Below are 25,169 nucleotides of genomic sequence, written 5' to 3' on the forward strand. Positions count from 1 at the left end.
GTCAGCAGACTGAATACCCCACCTGTGACGGAGCCCCTAGTCTTTCTTATGGCCTACGCCCCGATCTCCCGCATCTTTTTGGGGTTCCAGGGCAGTTCCCAGCCGAGTTCTTTGAAGATATTGGAGAGGATGAAGCCGGTAAAGCCCCAGATGGTGAAGGTTTCGTGGTCACCGTGCACATCAAAGGCAGGTGACTTGTGCACCTGATAGGCGCTGTTGATGGCGGCGGTGTGGCGGTTTTCCGGGTCGAGCAGATCTGCTACCGGCACGCGCACCACCAGGGTGGATTCGTCAGTGTCCACCGCGGCGACGGGAGTAGGCAGTGTCCACCAGGCAATCACTGGAGTAACCATAAAATTGCTGACCGGCAGAGCAACAGGTTCCAACTGGCCTAGAATTTCAACTCCACTGGCATCCAATCCAGTTTCTTCGACAGCTTCGCGCAGAGCAGCCACCTGGGCAACCGGAACCCCTAGACGGGCTGCCTCGTCGTAGTCTTCTGGGTCTACCCGACCGCCGGGGAAGGCAGGCTGACCGGCATGGTGACGCAGCCGATTGGAGCGCACCAGAATCAGCAGGTCAAGGTCATCCCCTACCGCTCCGCAGTGACTTTCTGAGGGGCTGTCATCGAGCACACCAAAGAGGATTAGCACGGCAGCATCGCGGGCTTTTTCAGGGTCAATTCGCCCAATCCGCCAGGCATCAGCTCCCTCTATTGCCGGTGGGTTGCGTTCTAACAGTTCAAGGAGCTGGGTGCGTGTGGGGTGGCTGTGGGAAATATTCTCAGGCATTGAGGCCGTACCCTTCTGCTCGGAGTTCCTGGCGGGTGGCACCCTGCAGAAAACGCAGGTGCAGGCGTTCGCGTCCGGGCGCCATCTCATATTTCATGAGACCCCTGGCAGCTGTTTCCTCCGTTTCCCCGGCGCCATAGGCGGGGCAAAGGTCAGCAACGGGGCAGACCCCGCAGGCCGGTTTTTGGGCGTGGCAGATACGCCTGCCGTGGTAGACCAGACGGTGGGAGAGGTTGGTCCAGTCCTTGGGTTCAAAGAGAGCAGCGACGGCGTGTTCCACCTTGACGGGGTCTTCTAGGTCAGTAAAACCGAAGCGGCGGGCTAGACGCCCAAAGTGGGTGTCCACGGTGATGCCGGGGCGCCCAAAAGCATTGCCCAGCACCACGAAAGCGGTTTTGCGCCCTACGCCGGGGAGCTTGACCAGTTGCTCTAATTTTCCCGGCACTTTTCCACCGTGATCAGCGACCAGCCGCTCGGCAAGCCCCACAATTGCCTTAGCCTTGGAGCGGTAGAAACCCAGAGGTCTCACGATTTCTTCGATCTCTTCGATACGCGCAGTAGCCAGGGCGGCGGCGTCCGGGTAGCGGGCAAAGAGCTCTGGGGTAACGGCGTTGACACGGACGTCGGTGGTCTGGGCTGAGAGCACGGTTGCCACCAAGAGCTGGTAGGGGTTGGCAAAATCGAGTTCAGCTACGGCATAAGGGTAGGTCTCCCCCAAAATTCGGTTAATTTTTCGGGCACGACGCACCAGGGCAAGTGGGCTTTCACTCTCCCCTTGAGCAGCGGCGCGTGAGCGTTTGCGAGCTGCTGCCTCCGCCACCGTGGCAGGCACAGTACGGATTTCAAGCAGAGAGCGTTCATCAGGGGTTAGCTCTATCGATGAGGGTGATTCAACCATATGAATGAGCCTACTCAAAAGCGGTTGTCAGAGCATAGCGCACCGTCAGTTCCAGTCATATTCACGCCGGGTACACCGTCACATTTCACGCAACACGAACAGTGATTTTGTGACAGCCGCTACACGGTGCACTATGGTGTTAGATAAATATTTATGTGACTCACATCAATGAGCCACGCCATAAAACTTTACACAGGAAAGGCAGAGCCCATGACCGAAACCAACGTCTTTGCTCCCAGCGCAGAATTCTCAGCCCAAGCTAATGCCCAGCCCGGCATCTACGAAGAAGCCAAAGAAAAAGGGGTAGATTTCTGGGCAGAGCAGGCTCGTGAGCTGCTGACCTGGTCCAAGCCTTTCACCGAAACCCTGGACTGGTCTAACCCTCCCTTCGCCAAGTGGTTTGCAGACGGTGAACTCAACGCTTGCTACAACGCGGTAGACCGCCATGTTGAGGCCGGCAACGGCGACCGCACCGCCATTCTCTTTGAAGGCGAACCCGGCGACACCGCCTCCTATACCTACGCCGAACTCAAGGACGAAGTTTCCCGCGTCGCCAACGGCATCGAATCCTTGGGCGTCACCAAGGGCGACCGGGTTGCCATTTACATGCCCATGATCGCTGAAGCCGTCATCGCCATGCTGGCTTGCGCCCGCGTAGGCGCCGTTCACTCGGTAGTCTTCGGCGGCTTCTCAGCCGACGCTCTGCGCTCCCGCATTGAGGACGGCGAAGCCAAGCTAGTCATCACCGCTGACGGTTCCTACCGCCGCGGCAAGCCCTCCATGCTCAAGCCCGCCGTTGATACCGCCCTAGAAAAGGGTGCCGAGACCATCCAGAAGGTGCTGGTCGTCAAGCGCAACGGCGAAGACGTTAACTGGGTTGAGGGCCGTGACGTCTGGTGGCACGAGCTCACCGCAGAACAGTCCACCGATCACACCCCTTCAGCACAAAACGCCGAAGACCCCCTCTTCATCCTTTACACTTCAGGCACCACCGGCAAGCCCAAGGGCATCCTGCACACCACCGGCGGCTACCTCACCCAGGGCGCCTTCACCCACAAGAACATCTTTGACCTCAAGCCCGAGACCGATGTCTACTGGTGCACCGCCGACGTCGGCTGGGTCACCGGCCACTCCTACGTCGCCTACGCCCCCCTGGTCAACGGCTCCACCCAGGTGATCTACGAAGGCACCCCCGACGCCCCGCACCGCGGCCGTTTCTGGGAAATCGTTGAAAAGTACGGGGTGACCATCATGTACACCTCCCCCACCGCCATCCGCACCATGATGAAGTGGGGCGAAGACATCCCCGCAAAGTTCGATCTCACCAGCCTGCGCGTACTGGGCACTGTGGGCGAAGCCATCAACCCCGAAGCCTGGCGTTGGTTCCACCGCGTCATCGGCGGCGGCAAGTGCCCCATCGTAGACACCTGGTGGCAGACCGAAACCGGCGCCATTATGGTCTCTCAGCTCCCCGGCATCACCCACGCCAAGCCCGGCTCCGCCCAGCAGCCCATCCCCGGCATCACCATCGACGTGGTCGATGACCTGGGCGATTCCCTGCCCAACGAACAGTCCGGTTTCCTCACCATCCGTGAGCCCTGGCCCTCCATGCTACGCACCATCTGGGGCGACGATGACCGCTTCATCGACACCTACTGGTCACGCTTCGAAAAGATGTACTTCGCAGGCGACGGCGCCAAGCGCGACGCCGACGGGGACCTCTGGGTACTGGGCCGCGTGGACGACGTCATGAACGTCTCCGGCCACCGCCTCTCCACCCCCGAAATCGAGTCCGCCCTGGTCTCGCACCCCGCCGTCGCGGAAGCTGCTGTAGTGGGCGCTGCCGACGAAACCACCGGTCAGGCAGTCATGGCCTTCGTCATCCTCAACGACAGCGCCAAAGCAGAGGACCATGACCCCGCCCAGCTGGCAGAGCAGATCCGCGCCCACGTCGGCGTGGAAATTTCACCCATCGCCAAGCCCAAGCGCGTGCTCATCGTGGACGACCTGCCCAAGACCCGCTCTGGCAAAATTATGCGCCGCCTCCTCAAGGACGTCGCAGAAGACCGCCCGGTCGGCGACACCACCACGCTGGCAGACCCCACCGTCATGCAGTCAATCGAGGCTAACTTCAAGCAGAGTTAAGGGCTAAATAAGTAAATCCATCCACCGTCCGCCTCCAGTTTTCTCACGATTCCGCAGAAAACTGGAGGCGGGCTCTTTACTGTGAAAAACTAGGAGCTATGGCAACTACTGCGACTGCACCTAAACCCATCTTTGTTCTCAACGGCCCCAACCTTAACCTGCTGGGCACCCGCAAACCCGACATCTACGGGCACACCACCCTGGCAGACATTGAGGCGACCCTGCGCGCTCAAGCAGCCGAGCTGGGTCTGAGCATCGAATTTATGCAGTCCAACCACGAGGGTACGCTCATTGACGAGATCCAGCGGGCCCGCACCGAAGGCTCAGCAATCATCATTAACCCTGCCGCCTACACTCACACCTCGGTGGCAATCCACGACGCCTTAGAGGCAGCCGAACTACCCATCGTTGAAGTGCACCTCTCCAATGTGCACCGCCGTGAGAACTTTCGCCACCACTCCTACGTTTCCCTGCAAGCCAGCGCCGTCATTGCTGGTGCCGGGGCTCAAGGCTACGAGCTGGCGCTATCCTATCTTGCTCGCCAGCTTCAACCTGCCGATTAAACCCAAACCAGCGTCCCACATTTCATGAGGTCATAGGCTATGAGTACCACACCACAACGCAAACTAACCTTGGCCGATGCAGTCTTCATTGGGGCTGGCTCTATGATTGGCGCCGGGCTCTTCGCCGTTTTCGCCCCGGCAGCCCGCGCAGCAGGTGACTATCTGCTAATATCACTGGCAATCGCCGCTTTTCTTGCGTTTGCTAATGCCACCTCCAGTGCCCAGCTAGCCGCCCAATACCCCCAGTCTGGTGGCACCTATATCTACGGCAAAAAACAGCTGGGCGACATCTGGGGCTTTCTCGCCGGCTGGTGCTTCGTGGTGGGCAAGACAGCCTCCTGCGCGGCTATGGCTATGACCTTTGCCGCCTACGCCGCGCCGTCCTGGCAAAAGCCTCTTGCCATAGGTGCGGTTTTTGCACTCACCGCCGTCAACTATCGGGGTATCACCCGCACCGCTGCCCTGACTAAGCTTTTGGTCACCCTGGTGCTAGCAGGTTTAGCGGTCTTTTTTGTTGCGGTCTTAATCGGCACTTCACCGGCACCCTTATACGCGGTTGACTCAGGAACCGTTGGTCTCTACGGGGTTCTACAGGGTGCCGGCCTGCTCTTCTTTGCCTTCGCAGGGTACGCGCGCATTGCAACCATGGGCGGTGAGGTCATACAGCCAGAACGTACCATACCGCGGGCGATTCTCTGGGCGCTGAGTTTAGTGGGCTTACTCTATCTGGCAGTTGCCCTTGTTGTGCTGTCACAGTTCAGCCCGGCACAGTTAGCCGGCAGTGTAGCTCCTCTGGCAGATGCAGTGGGTAGTTGGCCTTTTGCCCGTGGGGCGCTCTCCCTAGCCGCTAGCCTGGCTGCCTTGGGCGCACTGTTAGCGCTCATTACAGGTATCGGACGCACCGGTCACGCTATGGCTGTGGGCAAGCATCTACCAGCAGTTTTTGCCCCTCTACACCCCCGTTTTGGGGTACCTCACCGCCTAGAAATCACGGTAGCGTTAGCCGTCTGCCTTCTCATTCTGCTCTTTGACGTGCGCGAGGCGATCGGTTTCTCATCCTTCGGTATTCTGCTCTACTATTTCTTGGCGAACTGCGCCGCATTGACCCAAGGCCCGGCCCACCGCCGCTACCCGCGCTGGTTACAGGTAGCAGGTGCATCCGGTTGCTTCATTGTGGTTTGGACGCTACCGCTCGCCTCTATTACAGGTGGGCTAGTATTGCTGATCTGCGGGTTGCTCTACTATTTGCTCTTTGCGCGACGACAGGCTCAAGGTTCCAGTGATAGCCGGTAGCGCCGGTGGGGAGCTAGCCTGCACATGCGCCGGTAGCCACCGCCTGTGACCCGACCTCTACCTGACCCAGCGCGTCGATAATGCTTGATGCTGGCACAGCGTATCCGCTTTGCCCCTGGGTGGCTTTAGCAAAAATCATGGCCATAACCGTGCCATCTTCCGTCAGCACAGGGCCACCGGAGTTACCCTGTTGAACATCAGCTGCCAGCTGGTACACCAGACGGGAGGGGTTGGTCTGGCCAGTCTGAGCATCAACGGTCTGCGTGATGCCTAGCCCCTGCACCGTGGCAGGTTTACTCTGGAAACCTCCCCCACCGGGGTAGCCCATAAAGGAGACGGTAGTGCCCGCCGCTATTTCGGTGCCATCGATGGGCAAGGGATTCACTCCCAAATCGGGGGATGAGATGATGGCAATATCTAGAGCCTCATCAAAATAAATGACTTCACCGGTCGCTGCCTCGCCGCCCCGCGCCAGCAGAGTGGGGGTGGTGACCCCGGCAAGAACGTGAGCGTTTGTAACGACCAGCCCACCGTCCACAGCGAAGCCAGAGCCCTCTGAAGTGTAATTACAAGCTTGGGCAGCACCCACTACCTGCACCACTGAGGAGCTCGCGTTCTCTAGAACGGGGTTTGACAGTGGCTCAGAGGGGGCAGCCTGCTCGGGAAAGATTAGGTTGGAAATCTCAGGTAGGGCTGCCGCATCAATGACCTGCCCACGAATTTCAGTGACTTTATCTTGCAGAGTAGCCGGAGTGACCGACATCATCCAGGAAATGACCCTGGATTCAGCGGTAGCAGCAGTAACAGCTGGCAGCCCCAGCGGACGCACCAGAAGCACGATGGTCACAATTACCAAAGCGCTAAGCAACAGGTTCAGCACACCACCAGCCAGACGTTCTAAGCCGCGCAAAGGAGTGGCATCCGTGATACGGCGCAAGGAGCGCCCCAAGGCCATCCCAATGGTTTGCCCCAGTATCAGGCACGCCATCACGGTACCCAGCGCCACCAGCAGGTTCCATTGCGATCCCACCTGGTCAATCATCCAGGGGGTGGCGTAGACCGCCGCAGCAGCACCCATCACAAAGCCAACCAGTGTGCCCAGGGCAACGAAAAGGCCCTGACGTAAACCTGTCAGAAAATACAGCCCAATGACGGCCAAAACCGCAATATCAAGGACGGTCGCAGCGCTCATGGCCTTCTCCGTTTCTGCACCCATCCCTCGGATAGGTCACGTAGCTAAATAGCGGGGGTAATGCCCCAATGTGGGAAGAATAAAGGTTACCGTCTGAACCTGGGAGAACAGCCAGTGACCGGGCCCTAAGAAATCTCTGGGAACTCCAGCGCGTACCTCAAAAAAGGTTTTGAAAGTGCCCGATATCATGTAGTCTCTTTAGTAGTTAAATATGTCACAAGCAAATGTGGCGCGCATTGAAACAGCTCATACTATGCTTAGTACTCTGCCCGGTAGCACCATACAAGTTGCTTCTCGCACTTTTGCTCTCCACTTTAGAACTGTTCTAGGAGTTTTTGAACTATGGATATTGAAGTACTACGCCGCGCCCCCCTCTTTGCATCACTCGATGATGAGGCTTTTGCAGCTTTGACCGAAGATATCACCGAAGTTGACCTGTCCCGCGGCGCTACCCTTTTTTACGAAGGCGATCAGGGCGATCAGCTCTACTTCGTGATCTCCGGCAAGATGAAGCTGGGACGCACCGCATCTGACGGCCGTGAAAACTTGGTAGCCATCATGGGCCCCGGCGAAATCTTTGGCGAGATGGCGCTCTTTGATCCCTCACCCCGTTCCACCAGCGCGACCGCTGTGTCTGAAACCCGCCTGGCAGGTGTCAAGCACGAGTCCCTGCGTAAGGCAATGGAAAAGTCACCTAACATCTCAGCTCAGGTACTGCAGGCCCTAGCACGCCGACTGCGCCGTACCAACGAGAACCTGGCTGACCTGGTTTTCTCAGATGTTCCCGGTCGCGTGGCTAAGGCACTACTTGATTTGGCTGACCGCTTCGGTCGCCCCGCTACGGACGGCGTCCTGGTTGCTCACGAGCTCACCCAGGAAGAACTGGCTCAGCTGGTCGGCGCTTCCCGCGAAACCGTGAACAAGGCTCTTGCTGAGTTCGTTTCACGCGGTTGGATCCGACTCGAAGCACGCGCAGTGGTCATCCTTGATTTGCAGCGTCTGCGTCAGCGTTCACGCTAAACATTTCAACCGTTATTGGTCAATAAAAAGGTGGGCACCCCAGCTGGGGTACCCACCTTTTTGTCGTTGCTCGTGGCTAAGTTTCAAGTATTATTTGACCGGTAAAGCTGGCTTGAGCATTTTTCCCAGATTCCAGGTGCAGTAGGTGAGGTAAAGGCAAGCATGTATTCACCGTCGACCTGCACAACCTCTGCCTTCTTTATTTCGACCTTACGCTTCTGTGCTAAGAAAGCAACAGCATTGGAGGAGCGCGCTAGGCTCTCTAAAATGCAGAGAACGCCAGGGGTTAGGAGTTCTTCCAGCGGCAGGGAACGGGTGGTGTCAGCCCCGATGCGGTCCCCCAGCCAGGTCTGCCCTGAGGTTGCCAGCAGCTCTCTCACGTTGAGCCACTCACCCCAGGAGCCTTTACTCGCCAGCAAACAAAACTTTTGTCCCACCGGTACCGCACAGGCGAAGTAGTGGATATCGCATCGCTGGTGCCTGAAATCTGGGGACTGCCAGCGTACCAGGGGGCGTAGAAGATCGGTACGGAGTTTCAAGCCGCGTTTGCCCAGGTATTCCGCCATGGTTTTATCACCGGCAGCGATCATTTCGCGGGCATCCATCTGTTCTAGTCCGTCAGAGTGCTCGGTGACGCTCATTGAGTCAGACCCTGCCAGCAGAATTCCGGTTTCCTCAAACGCTTCACGGATAGCCCCGGCAACAGCAGCATGTGCTGCTTCGGCGTCCTCTGTTTGCAGAACGGCTTGCCACTGTGCTGGTGATGGACCAACCCAGGGCACCGGCTCGGCGTCTGCAGGGGTAATGAGACCACCGGGGAAAGTTACAACGCCCAGAGGGGATACACCGGTGCGGTAAGTGAGCAGCACCTCAAGCCCGTTTGCGCCATCACGCACAAACACAACTGAGGCTGCCTGCCGCAGGCTTCGCCCCGTTACCGCGCCGTTTTCTACAAAAGAGCGTGCCGCCGATTGCAGGGCGCGCGGCACCCTGAAATAGCGCGCGACGGCAGGTAGGCTGGCGCTAGGTGTAGGAGCATCTGAGCGAGGCAGAGTTTTAAGGGCCCCGGTGTACATTCCCTGGTTAGACATACTCAACGATAATTTCAATTTCGACCGGGGAGTCAAGCGGAAGCACAGGCACCCCTACCGCCGAGCGCGCGTGTTGGCCCGCTTCATCAAAGATTTCACCCAGCAGCAAAGAAGCACCATTAATGACGGCGGGCTGAGCTGTGAAGTTTGGTTCGGACGCAACGAAACCGACGACCTTGACGACCCTGGTCACCCGATCAAGATCACCGATAACAGACTTAACCGCGGCCAAAGCGTTAAGCAGACTAAGAGCTGCAAGCTCCTGAGCCTTCTCGGGGCTCACGTAAGCGGGGTCCCCGCTGGCAGAGACTTTGCCGTGGGCAGGTAGCTCACCTTTAACGAAGGGCAATTGTCCAGATGTGTAAACGTAGTTGCCGCTGGTGACGGCGGGGACGTAGGCAGCCACGGGAGCTGCTAGCTCGGGTAGGTTGTAGCCGAGTTCTCTAATGCGGTCTTCAATCGTTGACATCGCATCACCTTTCACTGGGTAGCCTGCATTCAACAACGCCTAAGAACTAAAAAAGTTGCTGGTCGAGCCACCGTATGTATAGAGCATTAAACCGGGCCTGCAAGCGCTGCACAGTGCAGGCCGCAAACCCGGCTTTCAACAGAATCGCTAGTTTGACTTCTTACGCTTGAAGTAGGCGATTGGATTACCCTGAGTCGGTGCCACCATATTACCGGCAGGAGTTGCACCAGAAGGTGCAGCGCCGGGAAGTACAGTGACAAGTTCCCAACCATCTTCACCCCAGGTATCGAGGATCTGCTTGGTTGCGTGAATCATCAGGGGCACAGTTGCGTATTCCCATTTTTCCATAGTTCTAGCCTAGACCACCCCGCCCTAAAAGACGAACGATGAGGGCAACTACCTACGTGCCGGAAGGCTCACTATAGCTGGGTAAACGGTGAAAGGATCACCGGCGAAGGTTCTGGGTTAGCTACACGCCCCGTCTATAAACCTCTATGATGTGGTCTTTCTAACCGGCTGACAGCACACTTCTAGGGTGTCAACAGGGGCAAGCCAATGTACTTTTTCCTATCAGCCGATAAACTGATGCAATGGCTTCATCTAAGAATCTTCGCAAGAGACACCGCACACCCGGCGATTTTCTGCAGTTCATTGCACTCAGCATCATCGCCGGATTTGTGACGGCTCTTATTCTTGTGCCTCCGACTACCGCCCTGAGCACTACCGCAAGTGCATCACTGAACTGGTTCAAGGGCTTGCCCGACACCCTCAGTGAGGGTCCCCTATCTGAGCCTTCGGTCATTTATGCCAAGGACGGTAAGACAGAGCTCGCCTCCTACTACTCGCAGAACCGCACCGAGATTACTCTCGATGATATGTCTCAGCACATGAAAGATGCCATTCTTTCGTCTGAGGACCGCAAGTTCTACGAGCACGGTGCGGTGTCCCCTCTGGGTATTGCCCGCGCGGCAGTTAATAACATTATTAACCCCGGTGCGCGACAGGGCGCTTCAACCCTCACCCAGCAGTACGTCAATAACCTGTTGATCGACGCGGCTGAGCAGAGCGGTACAGAAGCCGATACTTTGGGTGCTAACAAGGATTACCTCGACAAGATCAAAGAGATTAAACTTGCAATCTCGATGGAGCAAAACCTCTCCAAAGATGACATTCTGGAGGGCTACCTTAACATCATCAACCTCGGCGGCTCCAACTACGGTGTAGAGGCTGCTGCCTACTACTACTGGGGGATCTCTGCTAAAGAACTTGATATTTCTCAGTCAGCTATTCTGGCGGGCATGGTTGTTTCACCTAATATCTACCGCCCAGACGTAAACCCTGAGCTTTCTAGGGAACGACGCGATATCGTCCTAGGCACCATGTTTCGTGACGGCAAAATCACTGAGGAAGAATACTCCAGTGCTCTCAACGAAGACATTGAGCTGGATATTCATAACACCCCTATGGGATGCTCTACTGCTGGCGATTCAGCGCACTTCTGTTACTACGCGGTCACTGATTTCTTGAATGATGAAACCTTCGGTGCAACCGAGGATGACCGAGCCAACTCTCTTTACCGGGGCGGCTACAAGATTATTACCACTCTTGATCCCGACGCGCAGGCAGAGGCCAAGAAGCAGGTTGAAGCGACTCAGCCTTCCAGCAACAACGTTGATGATGTCAACTCTTCTCTGGTATCGGTGGAGCCTTCCAACGGCAACATCGTGGCTATGGCTCAGAACTCCGCGTACGGTGAGCAAGACGAGACCAACCAGAGCTCCTACTACAACTTTAACGCCGGCACCTCCCACGGTGGTACAGCCGGTTACCAGCCGGGTTCTACCTTCAAACCGGTTCTGCTTGCCCAGTGGATTAAAGACGGGAAGGGTGTCAATGCTTACATCGATGGCACCTCTCTGCACTACCCCCAGTCCTTCCGTTGGCCTGCGTCCTGTGTTGAAGGCGGTTTCACCCAGACCCCTGATACGGACGGCTATAAGTTCCAAAATGCTGAGGGTGGAGCCCAGACTTGGGGCACCGTAGCCTACGGTATGAAGAACTCCATCAACTCCTACACCATGAAGATGGCGTCCATGACCGATGCCTGCGCCCTCAACGAACTGCGTTCAGCCATGCATATCACTGACGGCGCTGGCAACGATGAGCCTTACGCCCTCAATCAGCCTTCGGCCTACATCGGTGGTTGGCGTAACGGTACCACTCCCCTGATTATGGCTTCTGCCTACGCTGTCTTTGCGAGCGGCGGTATGTACTGTGAGCCCAAATCTCTGAACAAGGTGGAAAGCGGTAAGACCGGCGAGGAAATTAAAACCTATGAGGCTAGCTGTGAACGTGTTCTCGAAGAGAACGTCGCTAACGGTGTTAACTACGTACTCAAGCAGGTTCTGGTTGATGGCTCCGGTTACCAGCGCGGCATTGGTCTTACCGATGCTTCAGCAGCTAAGACAGGTACCACCGATAACTCCACCCAGACCTGGACTGTGGGTTATACCCGCGGCCTGTCAACTGCATCCTGGGTAGGCTCCATGAACTGGGGTTCACGTTCACTCAATGGCCTCTCCATCAACGGTAAGTCGTTGGACTACGTGGACGGCGCTACCTATGCGGGCCTGCAGTGGCAGCGTTACATGCAAGCTGAGGCTAAAAACTACAATACGGACAGGTTTGAGAATCCCTCAGCTTCTGTTCTCGGCACGAACCAGTAAGGGTTACACCATGACTTCTTTAGGTTCTTTCGATGTAGCGGCTTCGATCCGCTCCGCTTGTAAGACCGTTTCGGCGGTTCTATCCGCAGGTGCGGTTGCGGGAGCCGCTACGGCAGCTTATGCGCGTTTTTACGAGCTCAACAATTTTGGGATTCGTCAAGAAGTTCTGCCCGTTCTTCCCGCTGGTAGCCCCGATTTTAGGGTGTTGCACATTTCAGATATGCACATGATCCCGGGGCAGAAGCAGAAGACAGCTTTCATGCATTCCCTAGCGGAGTTGCAGCCTAATTTAGTGATCAATACCGGTGATAATCTCTCCCACATGAGCGGTCTTCCCGCTCTCTTAGAGGCTCTGCGCCCGCTCTTTGATTTCCCCGGTGTCTACGTACCCGGCTCTAACTGCTACTTTGCCCCCGTCCCAAAGAACCCCGCCCGCTATCTCTGGAAGAAGAATACCGGGGATGAGGCTGGCAGTGAACCGCGCAACCTACTCCCTACTCAAGACATGCACGATGCCTTCGATGCCCGAGGTTGGGTAGGTCTCATTAACCGCCATGACACCCTGACCATCAATGGTTTGAGGCTAGAATTTTCTGGTGTGGATGACCCGCACCTGAATTACGATCAGCACCCTGGCTTTGCCCCCACAGCTTTTGAGGCTGGGAAAGCCCCCAGCGTCCGGCTAGGCGTCTGCCACGCTCCCTACATGCGCACCCTGGAGCGCTTTGTGGATGATGGCGCACAGGCAATTTTTGCGGGTCACACTCACGGTGGTCAGGTCTGCCTTCCCGGCGGGCATGCGCTGGTCTCTAACTGCGATTTACCCCCGGAACGTGCCAAGGGCGTCTCTCTACAGGGCGGTGTTCCAGTGCAGGTTTCAGCCGGCTTGGGCACCAGCAGGTATGCGCAGGTACGCCTCTTCTGCCCGCCTGAAGCCGTGCTGGTCACTCTGACCTCGGCTCAACAGTAACCCAGTGAGCAGGGTTGTGCGGGTTGCAATCGTGGGCGGCGGCCCGCGTGGTCTATGGGCAGTTGAAGAGCTTGCTCGCGTTGCAAGTGCGCAGAACCTCAGTTGTGAGGTGACGATTTTTGACCCTCAACAGTTGGGCAGGGGCGCCGCCTACAGCCTGGACCAGCCCGCCTACTACCTGCTGAATGTGGAGGCTGGCCGGGTTGCTACCGGTTGGGGTCTGCTGAATGAATTTCGGCGTCAGGTGCTGGGTGAGACAGACCCCCTTACCACCTTCCCGCCGCGCCGCACCGTGGGGCTTTTTTTCCACTTCTCCTGGCAACACCTTCTAGCTAATCTGCCGACCGGGTTCACCGTGCGCCATGTGCAACAGCGCGTCACCGACATCAGCCAACTGATTGATTATGATGCGGTGCTGTCGGTCACCGGACATAACCCCCTGCCTAGCGGTGACGGGGTGCTGAGATCATACGGCGACTTGAGTGCGGTAGCTGCCGGCTCCAGTGTGGCCCTGCGCGGGGCAGCACTTTCTTGTATTGATACGATGCTGGCTCTGACGCTGGGCAGGGGCGGCAACTTCTCCGGAGCAATCTATGAGCCCAGCGGTTTTGAACCTGCCACCATGATGCCCTTCTCGCGCAGTGGTCGCTTCATTCAGGTGAAGCCCCCGCAGCTCACCGAAAGCGAGTTGGACCTCTTAGAGAAGTTTAAAGCTCCCCTGGCCCAGGTCACCACGGGCGCCGAGCTGCGTGCCTTGGTTATTGAGGCTGCTTCTGCCCTGCACGGTGTGCCGCTGACGTGGGAAGATTCACTATCCACTTTGCCCACTGAAGAGCTGATGAGGGTGAGCCTGCTGAGCGAACGTCTGCCGCAACAGAGCTTTGGCATGGTCTGGAAAAATCTCTACCCCCAGATTATTACCCGGGTTTCACTCGGCGGGCTGGCACTGGATCGCACCTTACGCGAGACCATCGGCCACCTGAAACCGCTCACCTTCGGCGCACCCGCCGCACAAATGCACCGCATGTTAGGCCTTGTGGAGGCCGGCCTTTTGGACCTAAGCATGATGGATCGCGCACAAGATATTAAAGCGGATTACCTCATCGATACCGTGCAATCCCCGGCGGGTCTAGCAGAAGGTAGCTTCAATGAGAACCTGGCACGGGCATCCGATGCCGATATCTCCCAGGGTTACCTGCGCACCGATGAACGTGGTTTTGTGGGGACTAGCTCGCGCTGGGCAGCCGCGGGCAGGGTCACCGAGCCCTACGTTCTCGGCAACGACACGGTCTCGCGGCACAATCACAGCATTATCCCTGCTTGGGCTGAAGCGGTGGGCAGGCTGGCTGACTCTCAGCGGGCGGCTTCGTAAGCGGGCTCCTACCTCAACCGGGGACCGTTCGTCAGCTGTGAACCGGTACCTTGACCAGCAGCTAGTGAATATAACATGGATTACATGTCTTTTAGTCTTCTGCGCGTCAAACCCTTACCAGCGCCCCCTCCAGTGCCCTACGGTAAGCGTAGCGAAGACGATATCTCCCTGTGGGCCTATACGCGCCCGGTGAGAGGACGCTGGGTTGCTGGTCTCTTGGTAGCCTTGACAGCTGCTGTTCTAGCTATTTCAATCCCCCAGGTTCTGGGGTGGATTATTGACTCACTTCTCACCAACCAGCCAGTAGCGTCATCAGTCTGGCTGGGCGGCACCCTAGTATTTGCGCTAGGTCTTGCCCAGGCGGGTCTTATTCTCTTGCGCAGGCAGCTGGTGGTGGAGCCGGCGTCCACGGTGGAGAACACCATGCGCATAGATCTCTTTGACCGCCTCTTGCGCTCGCCCTTGAGCTTTCATGACCGCTGGCCCTCAGGGCAGCTACTCACCCGTGCCATGTCAGATCTAGGCACCATTCGCCGGTGGACTGCCTTCGGTCTGATTCAGCTGATTACTACCCTGGTTCAGGTCGCCGTGGGCACGGCTTTTATGGCTCGAGGATCCTGGCAGCTGGCCCTCATTTTTCTGATTAGCCTGCCTCTCACCGTCTTCTTCATTTGGCGCTTTGTGCGTTCCTTTCGCACCCTGACCCGCGCCTCCCAAGAGAAAACCGGCGATTTAGCTACCACCGTAGAGCAATCGGTGCAGGGTATTAGGGTGCTCAAAGCTCTGGGGAGGGGTGAGCACGCACTTGCCGGGTTTGAGAAGGGGTCAAGCGAACTCAAGAACCTAGAAATCAAGCGCGGCCGCGCCACGGGCATGGTGCAGATGCAGGTAGGCATCATCAGCGGTCTGACGCTGGCAATTGCGCTTCTGGTCGGTCTCAATCTCGTCGCGGAAGGAACCATGAGTGTGGGTGCTCTCAGCAGCTATTTTGCGACCGCGACTATCTTGATGGCGCAGGTGGAGCGGAGCAGTATGCTGCTCTCCATGTACCTGGGTGCTAAAGTTTCTATGGATCGTCACCGCCAGGTCATGGTGGGTGGAGCTGGTGAGCAGGTGGAGCTAACCCTTGACGCTGATGAGTCTGAGGTTGAAATGCTATCTACCCAGCTCGGTGGAGCGTCCATCGAGTTCGATCAAGTTCACTTCAGCTACGGTGAGTCAGAACGTCCTGTTCTCACAGGTTTCAGCCTGAAGGTACACCCCGGCGAGATTGTTGCCTTGGTCGGTTCAACTGGCTCAGGCAAGTCAACGGTTCTGCAACTGGCAGCTGGCCTTTACGCCCCTACCTCCGGCTCCCTGCGAATAGATGAGCTGGACGCACATCGGGTGCCGTTGCCCCAGCTACGGTCACGGGTTGCTTTCGCTTTTGAAGAGCCCGTACTCTTTTCAGCAAGCGTGCGGCAGAACGTCCTCCTTGGTGCCAGGTCAGACCTCACCGAAAATGAGCAGAATAAGCTACTAGAACGCGCTCTGGATGTTTCTGCTGCTGACTTCGTGGCGCAGCTGCCCCAGGGTGTTGAAACGGTCATTGGAGAAGAAGGCATGAGTCTATCGGGCGGCCAGCGCCAGCGTCTTTCGCTGGCACGCGCTATCGCAGCTTGCCCCGGCGTCCTGCTCTTAGATGACCCGCTCTCTGCCCTGGACGTGAGCACCGAGGAACGGGTTATCACCAACTTCAAGAAGCAGTTAGGCGGCACCACCGTCTTGCTGACCGCCCACCGGCCTTCAACTGTAGCTCTAGCTGACCGCGTAGTTCTGCTGCAGGAGGGTAAGGTTGCGGCCTTGGGAACCCACAGTGAGCTTTTGAGCAGGGCTGATTACCGCCGACTCATGGCACCAAGTACCACCGGGCAGGGAGCAGAGCAGTGAAACCCTCTATCGAAGCCCAAGAAGACAAGGTCAATCTCAGCAAAGAAGAAGCCCGGCAGGTGCGCCGCCGGTCGGTGGCTCTTCTGGCAGACATTCTAGCGCCGGTACGCTTACACCTGCTGTTTGCTGTGGTGCTGGTAGTTCTGTCCATGGTGCTCAAAACCGCCATGCCCTGGATTATTTCTGAGGCCCTCAACACCACCATTAACCCGCTGATGGCAGGGGATGCCGGGCCCGCCACTCGCATGGTGCTCCTTTACGCCGGTGCGGGTGTGCTGTCTGCAATCTGCATCTACACCAATATTCTGCTGACCTACAAGATCTCTCAGAGCGCCCTCTACGATCTGCGCCAACGAATGTTCGACCATTCCCAGAAACTATCCGTAGGTTTCCACGAGACCTACACTTCCGGGCGGGTCACCTCACGACTGACCAGCGATCTTGACACCATCCGCCAGTTCCTTGATTCCGGGCTATCTGAGCTGGCATCTACATTGCTGGGCATCATCTTCACCGTAGTTGCGCTCTTCCTGATGGACTGGCGAGCCGGGGTTGCCCTGGCGATCGCTTTCGTGCCGGTCTGGTTGCTTACCCTCTGGTTCCGCCGTGCGTCCTCTCTTACCTACCGCGCTCAGCGGGTAGCCTCCGCCCGCATTATCAGCCGTTTTGCTGAAACCTTCACGGGCATTAGGGCGGTCAAGGCTTTCCGCGCTGAACCACAGGTACGCGAGGACTACGCGGCAGCCGCTGAGGACTACCGCGCACGGGTCATGGAATCGGTGAAGGTTCACGGCCTCTACATGCCTACTCTTCAAGCTCTCGGAAACACTTTCGTTGCAGCGGTGCTGGTGATTGGTGGCTACACGGTCCTCGGCGGTTCTATGCAGGTAGGTACTTTGCTGGCGCTGGTTATTTATGCTAACCGAGTTTTCGAGCCGATTTTTATGCTCTCCGAGTTTTATAACATGTTCCAATCGGCGGTGTCTGCTCTTGAGAAGGTCTCCGGTTTCTTGGCGGAAAAGCCCCAGGTTCGTGAGCCTGAATATCCGGCGCAGCGTCTCACCCCTGCCCAGGGCCACCTGGTCTTTGACGGGGTGGAGTTCGAGTACTTGGACGGCACACCCGCCCTGCACCGCCTGAGTGCCGAGGTGCCTGCCGGTCAACATTTGGCACTGGTGGGCGCCACGGGTGCAGGTAAGTCAACTATCGCTAAGCTGGTTGCCCGTTTTTACGATGTAACCACCGGTTCTATCAGCCTGGACGGGGTGGACGTGCGGCAGCTGTCGGATGCGCAGCTACGCCGGGAGGTAGTGATGGTAACCCAGGAGGCCTACCTCTTTGAGGGTACCGTTGCCGACAACATCCGTTTGGGTGACCCCACCGCTACTGATGAGCAGGTGCACGAGGCCGCCCGCACGGTGGGGGCCTACGATTTCATTATGTCTCTACCCCAGGGTTTTGATACCGATTTGGCCAAGCGCGGTGGGAGGGTCTCTGCTGGTCAGCGACAACTGATTTCTTTTGCCCGCGCTTTCTTGGCAGACCCTGCTGTGCTCATTTTGGACGAGGCAACCGCATCACTGGATATCCCAACGGAACAGCTGGTGCAACGGGGCCTTGAGACCCTGCTAGCGGGGCGCACCTCTCTAGTGATTGCCCACCGGCTTTCAACGGTGCTCAACGCTGACCGTATCTGGGTGGTGGACGCCGGGCACGTGGTGGAGGACGGCTCGCCCAGCGACCTGGTGGCACACGGTGGACGCTTTGCTCGCATGGTGGGCGCCTGGGAGGAAAGCAACGCTGTGAGCTAGGTTTTGGGCAGCGGTAGTTTTATGGGTGTCCACCTAGTGATCGCCCAATGAAACTAACCCTGCCTAAAACTGCGTGTCACAGACCGACCTGCCGCCTTGGTTGATTCTGTGGGCTGAGTTACAGTAAGAAGTGGGCAACGCTGGTCAATTATGCCCCGCGCTGCTGTCACACACACTTCATCCCTGCCCTTGGAGCCCCCGTGAGCGTTATAACCTCAGCCGAAGCCCTAGCCCACTCCCACACACCAGAGCTACAAGCTCTGGCGGAAACATTGCGGGGTAAGCAGCAAGCAGATTTCTTCTCAGACAGCACCACCGACCGCCTCGCCATGGCACACGATGCCTCCCATTACCTCCTGGTTCCCGGTGCAGTTGTGCGGCCCGAGTCAGCGGCTGACATTGGCAGAATCTTTGCCGGTGCAGCCCGCCACGGTGTCCCCCTCACCTTCCGCTCCGGGGGCACTTCACTTTCCGGCCAGGCAAGCACCGACGGGCTGTTAATAGATACCCGCAGAAACTTCCGGGAAATCGAAGTGCTGGATGGCGGTAGGCGGGTGCGCGTCCAGCCCGGCGCCACCGTCCAAGCGGTCAACATCCGCCTGGCACCCTACGGGCGCAAGCTGGGGCCAGACCCGGCGTCCCTCACCGCTTGCACCATTGGTGGTGTGGTCGCCAATAACTCGTCGGGTATGTCCTCGGGGACCGAGTTCAACACCTACAACACCCTGGACTCCCTGGTTGTCGTGCTGCCCTCGGGAACCGTCATTGATACCGCCGATGCGGACGCAGACGCTCAGCTAGCAGCCAAAGAACCAGACCTGCATGAGGGTCTACTGCGCCTGCGACGCCGCATCGTGGATAACCCGGCATCCGTGGAGAAAATCGAGCAGCAGTTCTCTATGAAGAACACCATGGGGTACGGTCTTAACTCCTTTGTGGACTATGAGGTTCCGGTCAAGATTCTGGAACACCTGCTCGTAGGCTCCGAAGGAACCCTGGGGTTCATTGCCTCAGCCACCTACCGCACCCTGCCCATCCTGCCAGCGGTCTCCACCGGTCTGCTGACCTTTGATAATCTCATCGACGCCACCAGTACCATTCCAGCTCTAGTGGCAGCAGGCATGGCAACAGCAGAGCTCCTTGATGCAACCTCCATTCGCGTAGCCCAGCGCAGTGGCCAGGTACCGGCATCACTTGCCGCCATTGACGTCAAAGACCACGCCACTTTGCTGGTCGAATTCCAGGGCATCAGTAGCGAAGAACTGGCAGACAAAGAGGCGGCAGCTGCCCCCATGCTGTCTTCCCTGGGCACCGTTCTACCTTTCAGCATGACCACGGACGCCGCCGAACGAGACCTGCTCTGGGCGGCCCGCCGAGGCCTCTACACAACGGTGGCCGGAAACCGCCCTAGCGGCACTAACGCCCTGTTAGAAGACGTAGTGGTACCGGTCGAGCGCTTGGGTTCAACCTGCCAGGATCTCTCGGCCCTCTTTGACGAGCATGGCTATCAGGATTCAGTGATTTTCGGCCATGCTAAGGACGGCAACATCCACTTCATGCTCAATGAGCAGTTCCGTGACGCTGCTCTACTGAAACGCTATGAAGCCTTCACTGAGGACATGGTGGATCTCATCATTGGTGCTGGCGGCTCCCTGAAGGCTGAGCACGGCACCGGCCGCATCATGGCGCCCTTTGTCCGCCGCCAGTTTGGCGATGAACTCTACGAGATCATGTGCGAGCTCAAAGCCCTGGTTGACCCGCGCGGCATGCTCAACCCCGGCGTCCTGCTCTCTGATGATCCCACCTCTTACGTGCAGAATCTCAAGGTAGCTGAGACGGTTGAAGAAGAAGTGGACCGCTGCGTGGAGTGCGGCTACTGTGAACCGGTTTGCCCCTCCAAAGACCTGACTCTTACGCCCCGCCAACGGATCGTCCTCCGCCGGGAAATTCAGGCAGCCGAAGCCGAAGGCAACGGCCAGTTAGCGCAGCAACTGCGTGCGGACTACGACTACGCAGGGGTGCAGACCTGTGCGGTAGACGGCATGTGTCTGACCAGGTGCCCTATGCACATTGATACCGGTGAGCTGGTGCGCAGACTCCGCAGTGAAAACCAGAATAAGCTAGCGGCTACTGGTTGGAAACTTGCGGCTAAAAACTGGGGCGCAGTGGACGCAGGGGCCGGCAAAGCGCTGAACCTGGCTAAAGCTCTCCCCTTTCCGGCGGTCCAAAACGTCACGAAGGTGGCGCGCACTCTCGTGGGCGAAGACATGGTGCCTCTCTATAAGAAGCACCTCTCCGGCGGTGGAACCCGCCGCCATCCCCATGCCGATGAGGCAGCTGAGATCGTTTTCTTCCCCGCCTGCGTCAATGCCATGTTTGGCGGCATCGATGAGAACGGCGCTGACACCACCGTCAACGCCACCGCTGCCTTCACTGCCCTCTGCGAGCGCGCCGGTGTACACTACACGGTGCCCGAGGGTATCGGTGAGCTCTGCTGCGGCACTCCCTGGAAGTCCAAGGGCTACACCGGTGGATACGCCATTATGCGCGATAAAGTTCTCACTGCACTCTGGAAAGCCACGGATGGCGGGCGCCTACCGGTGATCTGTGATGCTTCATCCTGCACCGAGGGGCTGCTGACCATGCAGCAGAAAGTTGCCGCCGCGGTAGAGAGCCAGCAGGGGCGCAACCGAGTGGCGGGTGAGCCGGATTTCTCCCGTATTGTCTTCATTGACTCGGTAGAATTCGCGGCCGACCGTCTACTTCCCCAGTTATCCGTTACAACCCCCATCGCTTCTCTTGCCCTGCACCCCACCTGCTCCATCACCCATCTGGGCTTGCAGAGCCGTATGGTGCAGATTGCTGAGGCGATCTCACCGGATGCCGTGGTACCGGCTGCCTGGGGTTGCTGTGGTTACGCCGGGGACAGGGGTATGTTGCACCCCGAGCTGACGGCTAGCGCTACCGCTGCTGAGGCTGCTGAGGTTAATCAGCGCACCTTTGCTGCCTATGCCTCAACCAACCGCACCTGTGAGCAGGGCATGACGGAGGCAACCGGGCACAGCTACCAAAACATCCTGCAGCTACTAGAGCAGGCGACCCGGTAAAGGGAGAGCGCGCTGATCAGTGCAGAGAAAGCGCGCTATCGGCCTTGCCAGGTTTTGCGTCCTAGCAGGCGGAGCGTTATTATTGAACAGTTGCCCTAGGCTCAAAAACTGAAGCAACAATCGGGATGTGGCGCAGCTTGGTAGCGCGCGTCGTTCGGGACGACGAGGTCGCAGGTTCAAATCCTGTCATCCCGACCAATAGCCCCGGAACTCAGCAGAGTTCCGGGGCTTTGTCGTATCTAGACGTCAATAGCGGGAGGTAATAGCGCACGCGTAGACGACTGGCTCGGGGCTGGCGTGAATTCCGACGAGCGCCCGCGCGAGGAGGAAGAGGGTCGGCCGTCTACGCGTGCGCTATATTACCTCCTTACGCCTAAGGCTTCTTGGTCAGCTTGGAGGGCCACCAGACCTTGGCGCCGATGTCCTCAACCAATGCTGGGATGAGCAGGGCGCGGACCACGGTGGCATCCAGCAGAACGCCGAAGGCGACGATGAAGGCCAGCTGCACAAGGAACATGAGGGGGATGACGGCAAGGGCGGCGAAGGTCGCTGCTAGTACGATACCGGCGCTGGTGATGACACCACCGGTCACCACCAGCCCCTTGCGCATGCCTTGAGTGGTGCCAACCTGTAGGGCTTCTTCGCGGACCCGGGTCATGAGGAAGATGGTGTAGTCGATGCCCAGGGCTACGAGGAAGACGAAGCCGTAGAGGGGTACGGTGGGATCTGCGCCGGGGAAACCGAGGATGTGGTTGAAGACCAAGGCTGAGACGCCGATGGCGGTGAGGTAGGACAGCACAGTGGCGGCAACCAAGAGCAAGGGCGCGGCGATAGAGCGCAGCAGCAGCATCAGGATGAGAGTGATAACGATGAGCACCGAGGGGATGATGACGGTGAGGTCGCGTACGGCGCTGGTGTTGGTGTCCAGGTTGGTGGCGCTTTCACCGCCGACGATAGCTCCGGTGTCGTTCAGTTCGGTTCGGATGGTTTTGATGGTTTCTTCGGCCTCGCGGGAGTCGGCGGGGTCGCTGAGGGTTGCTTGAATCAGCACTTTGCCATCGACCACGGTGGGTGCGGCGTTGGCAAACATAGGCGGCAGGTTGGCAGCCTCTGCACAGAGGGGTATGGTGCCTGATGGTGAGTCTTCTGAGACTACTGCTAGGGAGTCCACGCCCTCGGTTGCTTCAAGGGCGCTAACCGCGGTATCCATGGAATTTTCGGGCAGAATGATGGACGCTGGTGAGCCGGAGCCTGCGGGGAAGTGCTGGGCGAGTACCGCCTGGCCGTCGCGTGCTTGGGATTCACCGAGCACCAGGTCTGACTGGCGCACACCGTTAGCCTGGAAGGTCGTGGCGAAGGCCGCGAAGATGGCGAGCACAAAGGCGGTAGCTAGCCAGACCTTACGGGGTTTAGCAGAAACAAAATCTGCAATTTTGACCCAGAGACCCGCGCTAGCGTCCTGAGTTCCCTCACGTAATTTGGGGCGGGCAGGCCAGAAGGCTGCTCTGCCAGCTAGGGCGAGGGTGGCGGGGAGGAAGGTAAGGGCGGCCAGCATGGACAAGACGATACCGGTGCCAGCTACCGGGCCCAGCGCCTTGTTGGAGGATAGCTCGGAGAGGAGCAAGCAGAGCAGACCGGCAATCACGGTGCCGCCGGAGGCCAGAATAGGCTCGAAGCTTCCCTTGAGAGCTGCTTTGGTGGCGTCGAATCGGGAGGCGTACTGGGTGAGAGCCTCACGGTAGCGGGCAACGTAGAGCAGGGAGTAGTCGGTGGCAGCACCGACCACCAGAATGAGCAGGATGCCCTGAACCTGCCCGTTGATTTTGACCCACCCCATGTTAGCCATGTGCCAGATGACGAAGATAGCGCCGGAGAGCGCGACCATAGAGGTGATGAGCACCAGGATGGGGAGAACGGGTGAACGGTAGACAATGAGCAGAATGATAAAGACAACAATCAGGGCCACGGCGAGCAGGATACCGTCGATTCCGCCGAAGGCTTCGACGAGGTCAGCGGTGAAACCAGCCGGCCCAGTGATGTAGCCCGTGAGACCAGCCGGCGGGTCAGCGATGTAGCTACGTACCGCTTCGACCGGTTCAAGCACATCTTCGTTGCCTTCTAGGGGGATGATAATTTCTGCAGCTTGCCCGTCTTCTGAGTAGATGACCGGAGAAGTTTCGCCGCTGATAAAACCCTCATCACGCATGGACTGGGTTAGCCCGTCTAGGTAGGAGCGGTGTTCATCGGTGAGTTCGCCGTCGGCAACGAAGACAGCAATAGCCGGGATGGAATCTGATCCGAAGAAGTCCCTCTGCTGCTCGGTCACCTGGGTTGATTCAGCGCTTTGGGGAAGAAAGTCGGTTGCTGAGTTGGTTGAGACTTCTGAAATCTTGCCAAAGTAAGGCCCACCAATACCTGCAACAGCCACCCAGACCAGCACCAGAAGGGCAGGAATCAGGGCTCGTAACCAGGGACGATTTTTTGGGGGCTCCATATGTTTGGGCATTGATAGCTCAGCTTTCTTCTAGGGGTGAGATGAGCCTATCAGAAAGAGGGGTTAATCTAACCCGAAAGCACCTCGTTGAGTAGGTACCGGCACAAGCATTAACCCCTGCCGCTGACCAGCGCTAATAGACTTTCCAGGGGGCCACGTCGAGCGATCGTTCTGCCCAACAGACGGTCCCAACTCCAGGCAAAAAGTAGCGATAGGGCAATGAGAAACGCGAGCATCCACCAGGAGTCGTCGTTGTAGGGCAAGCCGTAGGCCGGGGCGTAGCGGATATAGAGAGCCAGCACGCCTATCTGCAAGACGTAGAGCGAGAGCGTCATCCTGCCGGCAGCTACCAATGGGTCAAGCACCTGGGCACGCGAGGCGAAGATACGTGCTAGTAGGCAGCTCCACCCTAGGGCAGCGATACTCAAGAAGAGCGCGAACGCGATTTCAAGCCTGCTGGCGGTATAGGGCAAGAACTCGCTAAGTTCGGTGGTTGCATACCAGTAGATTAGGCCGGCGACGCCGGTAGCGGCTATCGCAGTTACCGTATCTCCAACTGCTCCCCACTCCCCCAGTGCACGAGCCAGGATGCCACCAACACAGGCATAGACCAAAAGAGTGAAAACCTGATAGTGGGTGCCAGCGAAGAACCACTGGTAGGCGTACTGGAGATAGCTACCGGAAAGTACCTGCTCATTGTAGGCGGGTGTAAAGTAGGTCAGCGCGGTAGTGGCAAACCACCATGAGAGTAAAGATATGACACCCAGCAGCCAGGCAGGCAAGAAGACCAGCGGGGCGATGAGGACGCTCAAAACGCCCAGGTAGGGCAGGACGATATCCACTTGCGCGTCCCACGTATCGATATATAGCCCAATAGCTATCAACACGATTCCGCGGACCACCGATGAGGCAAAGAGTGCCGGGAAGCTCATGCGTTCTGTGGAGAGGTAGGCTGACACGCCCATCAGCAGCGCGAAGAGGGGGGCGGTTACAAACTCACTGAGGTTTAGGATGCCAGCTGGTCCCGCACTAGGGGCAACATGGGCTACGTACATGGCAGTGAGTGCCAGGCAGCGTGCAAGGTCCACGCCAATAATACGCCCCGCGCCCGGTGTTGCTGTCTTCATGGAATCTCCACTTCTACGTCCGTTCACGATTATGCCACGGTCTTCCGGGAGTGGAGTGTGACAAATTACCTGCACCAGATCACCCTCCCCGAGTTTAGTTCAAGCATGCAGTATAGGTAAGACTCAATCATCGGTAACCGTCATAACCCTCGCTGAGGGATCAGCTAGAGC

Annotated in this window: 18 protein-coding genes and 1 tRNA gene; 11 read left to right on the forward strand and 8 right to left on the reverse strand. The window is 57.9% G+C overall.

What is annotated here, in order from left to right; translation table 11 throughout:
* Positions 1-53: 53 nt before the first annotated feature.
* On the reverse strand, positions 54-791 hold the full coding sequence (locus VVR27_RS01005; protein WP_368546680.1) for a CoA pyrophosphatase: 738 nt from the start codon (positions 789-791) through the stop codon (positions 54-56).
* Positions 784-1,689, reverse strand: coding sequence for an endonuclease III (gene nth, locus VVR27_RS01010; protein WP_368546682.1), 906 nt, complete (start codon positions 1,687-1,689; stop codon positions 784-786). The genes VVR27_RS01005 and nth overlap by 8 nt, the downstream gene beginning before the upstream one ends.
* Before the next feature lie 168 nt (positions 1,690-1,857).
* Here nth and acs point away from each other — a divergent pair, with 168 nt between their 5' ends.
* From acs to VVR27_RS01025, 3 genes are all read left to right on the forward strand, one after another.
* A complete protein-coding gene (acs, locus tag VVR27_RS01015; RefSeq protein WP_409349912.1) occupies positions 1,858-3,834 on the forward strand; it encodes an acetate--CoA ligase in 1,977 nt (658 codons plus the stop codon).
* A 98-nt stretch (positions 3,835-3,932) separates the two neighbouring features.
* A complete protein-coding gene (aroQ, locus tag VVR27_RS01020) occupies positions 3,933-4,397 on the forward strand; it encodes a type II 3-dehydroquinate dehydratase (RefSeq protein WP_368546685.1) in 465 nt (154 codons plus the stop codon).
* A gap of 39 nt (positions 4,398-4,436) precedes the next feature.
* A complete protein-coding gene (locus VVR27_RS01025; protein WP_368546686.1) occupies positions 4,437-5,690 on the forward strand; it encodes an APC family permease in 1,254 nt (417 codons plus the stop codon).
* Between the two features lie 13 nt (positions 5,691-5,703).
* On the opposite strand, the gene VVR27_RS01030 is transcribed toward VVR27_RS01025, so the two are convergent.
* A complete protein-coding gene (locus tag VVR27_RS01030; RefSeq protein ID WP_368546687.1) occupies positions 5,704-6,882 on the reverse strand; it encodes a MarP family serine protease in 1,179 nt (392 codons plus the stop codon).
* A gap of 342 nt (positions 6,883-7,224) precedes the next feature.
* On the opposite strand from VVR27_RS01030, the gene VVR27_RS01035 reads away from it, so the two are divergent.
* Positions 7,225-7,902: a Crp/Fnr family transcriptional regulator gene (locus VVR27_RS01035; RefSeq protein ID WP_083091991.1), complete on the forward strand. Its 678-nt coding sequence runs from the start codon at positions 7,225-7,227 to the stop codon at positions 7,900-7,902.
* An 83-nt stretch (positions 7,903-7,985) separates the two neighbouring features.
* Here the strand turns inward: VVR27_RS01035 and VVR27_RS01040 are convergent, their stop codons facing one another.
* The 3 genes from VVR27_RS01040 to VVR27_RS01050 form a co-directional block, all read right to left on the reverse strand.
* On the reverse strand, positions 7,986-8,993 hold the full coding sequence (locus VVR27_RS01040) for an NUDIX hydrolase (protein ID WP_368546688.1): 1,008 nt from the start codon (positions 8,991-8,993) through the stop codon (positions 7,986-7,988).
* On the reverse strand, positions 8,986-9,462 hold the full coding sequence (locus VVR27_RS01045; RefSeq protein WP_368546689.1) for a RidA family protein: 477 nt from the start codon (positions 9,460-9,462) through the stop codon (positions 8,986-8,988). The genes VVR27_RS01040 and VVR27_RS01045 overlap by 8 nt, the downstream gene beginning before the upstream one ends.
* A 147-nt stretch (positions 9,463-9,609) precedes the next feature.
* Positions 9,610-9,810 (reverse strand): DUF4177 domain-containing protein, encoded by a 201-nt coding sequence (locus VVR27_RS01050; protein WP_237202408.1) that lies wholly within the window; start codon positions 9,808-9,810, stop codon positions 9,610-9,612.
* Positions 9,811-10,052: 242 nt separating this feature from the next.
* Between VVR27_RS01050 and VVR27_RS01055 the strand changes: the two genes are divergently transcribed.
* From VVR27_RS01055 to VVR27_RS01085, 7 genes are all read left to right on the forward strand, one after another.
* Complete coding sequence (locus VVR27_RS01055) at positions 10,053-12,188, forward strand: transglycosylase domain-containing protein (RefSeq protein ID WP_368546690.1); 2,136 nt, start codon at positions 10,053-10,055, stop codon at positions 12,186-12,188.
* A gap of 10 nt (positions 12,189-12,198) precedes the next feature.
* Positions 12,199-13,158 carry a metallophosphoesterase gene (locus VVR27_RS01060; RefSeq protein WP_368546691.1) on the forward strand — a complete coding sequence of 320 codons (960 nt, stop codon included), beginning with the start codon at positions 12,199-12,201 and terminating at the stop codon, positions 13,156-13,158.
* A 16-nt stretch (positions 13,159-13,174) separates the two neighbouring features.
* Positions 13,175-14,530 carry an FAD/NAD(P)-binding protein gene (locus VVR27_RS01065; protein ID WP_368546692.1) on the forward strand — a complete coding sequence of 452 codons (1,356 nt, stop codon included), beginning with the start codon at positions 13,175-13,177 and terminating at the stop codon, positions 14,528-14,530.
* Positions 14,531-14,614: 84 nt separating this feature from the next.
* Positions 14,615-16,459: an ABC transporter ATP-binding protein gene (locus tag VVR27_RS01070; protein ID WP_368546693.1), complete on the forward strand. Its 1,845-nt coding sequence runs from the start codon at positions 14,615-14,617 to the stop codon at positions 16,457-16,459.
* Positions 16,456-18,270 (forward strand): ABC transporter ATP-binding protein, encoded by a 1,815-nt coding sequence (locus VVR27_RS01075; protein WP_368546694.1) that lies wholly within the window; start codon positions 16,456-16,458, stop codon positions 18,268-18,270. Before VVR27_RS01070 ends, VVR27_RS01075 begins: the two co-directional genes overlap by 4 nt.
* A 329-nt stretch (positions 18,271-18,599) precedes the next feature.
* The gene (locus tag VVR27_RS01080; protein ID WP_368546875.1) at positions 18,600-21,377 is read left to right on the forward strand and encodes an FAD-binding and (Fe-S)-binding domain-containing protein; all 2,778 of its coding nucleotides are present in this window, start codon (positions 18,600-18,602) and stop codon (positions 21,375-21,377) included.
* 121 nt (positions 21,378-21,498) lie between these two features.
* Positions 21,499-21,575, forward strand: a tRNA-Pro gene (locus VVR27_RS01085).
* Positions 21,576-21,750: 175 nt separating this feature from the next.
* Here the strand turns inward: VVR27_RS01085 and VVR27_RS01090 are convergent.
* Together VVR27_RS01090 and VVR27_RS01095 are read right to left on the reverse strand one after the other, a co-directional pair.
* Entirely contained in the window at positions 21,751-23,883 is a 2,133-nt protein-coding gene (locus VVR27_RS01090; RefSeq protein WP_368546695.1) for an efflux RND transporter permease subunit, read from the reverse strand.
* Between the two features lie 98 nt (positions 23,884-23,981).
* Complete coding sequence (locus tag VVR27_RS01095) at positions 23,982-24,998, reverse strand: acyltransferase family protein (protein WP_368546696.1); 1,017 nt, start codon at positions 24,996-24,998, stop codon at positions 23,982-23,984.
* Between the last annotated feature and the right edge of the window lie 171 nt (positions 24,999-25,169).

This window comes from Rothia sp. LK2492 (genome assembly GCF_040946345.1).
Taxonomy (GTDB): Bacteria; Actinomycetota; Actinomycetes; order Actinomycetales; family Micrococcaceae; genus Rothia; species Rothia endophytica.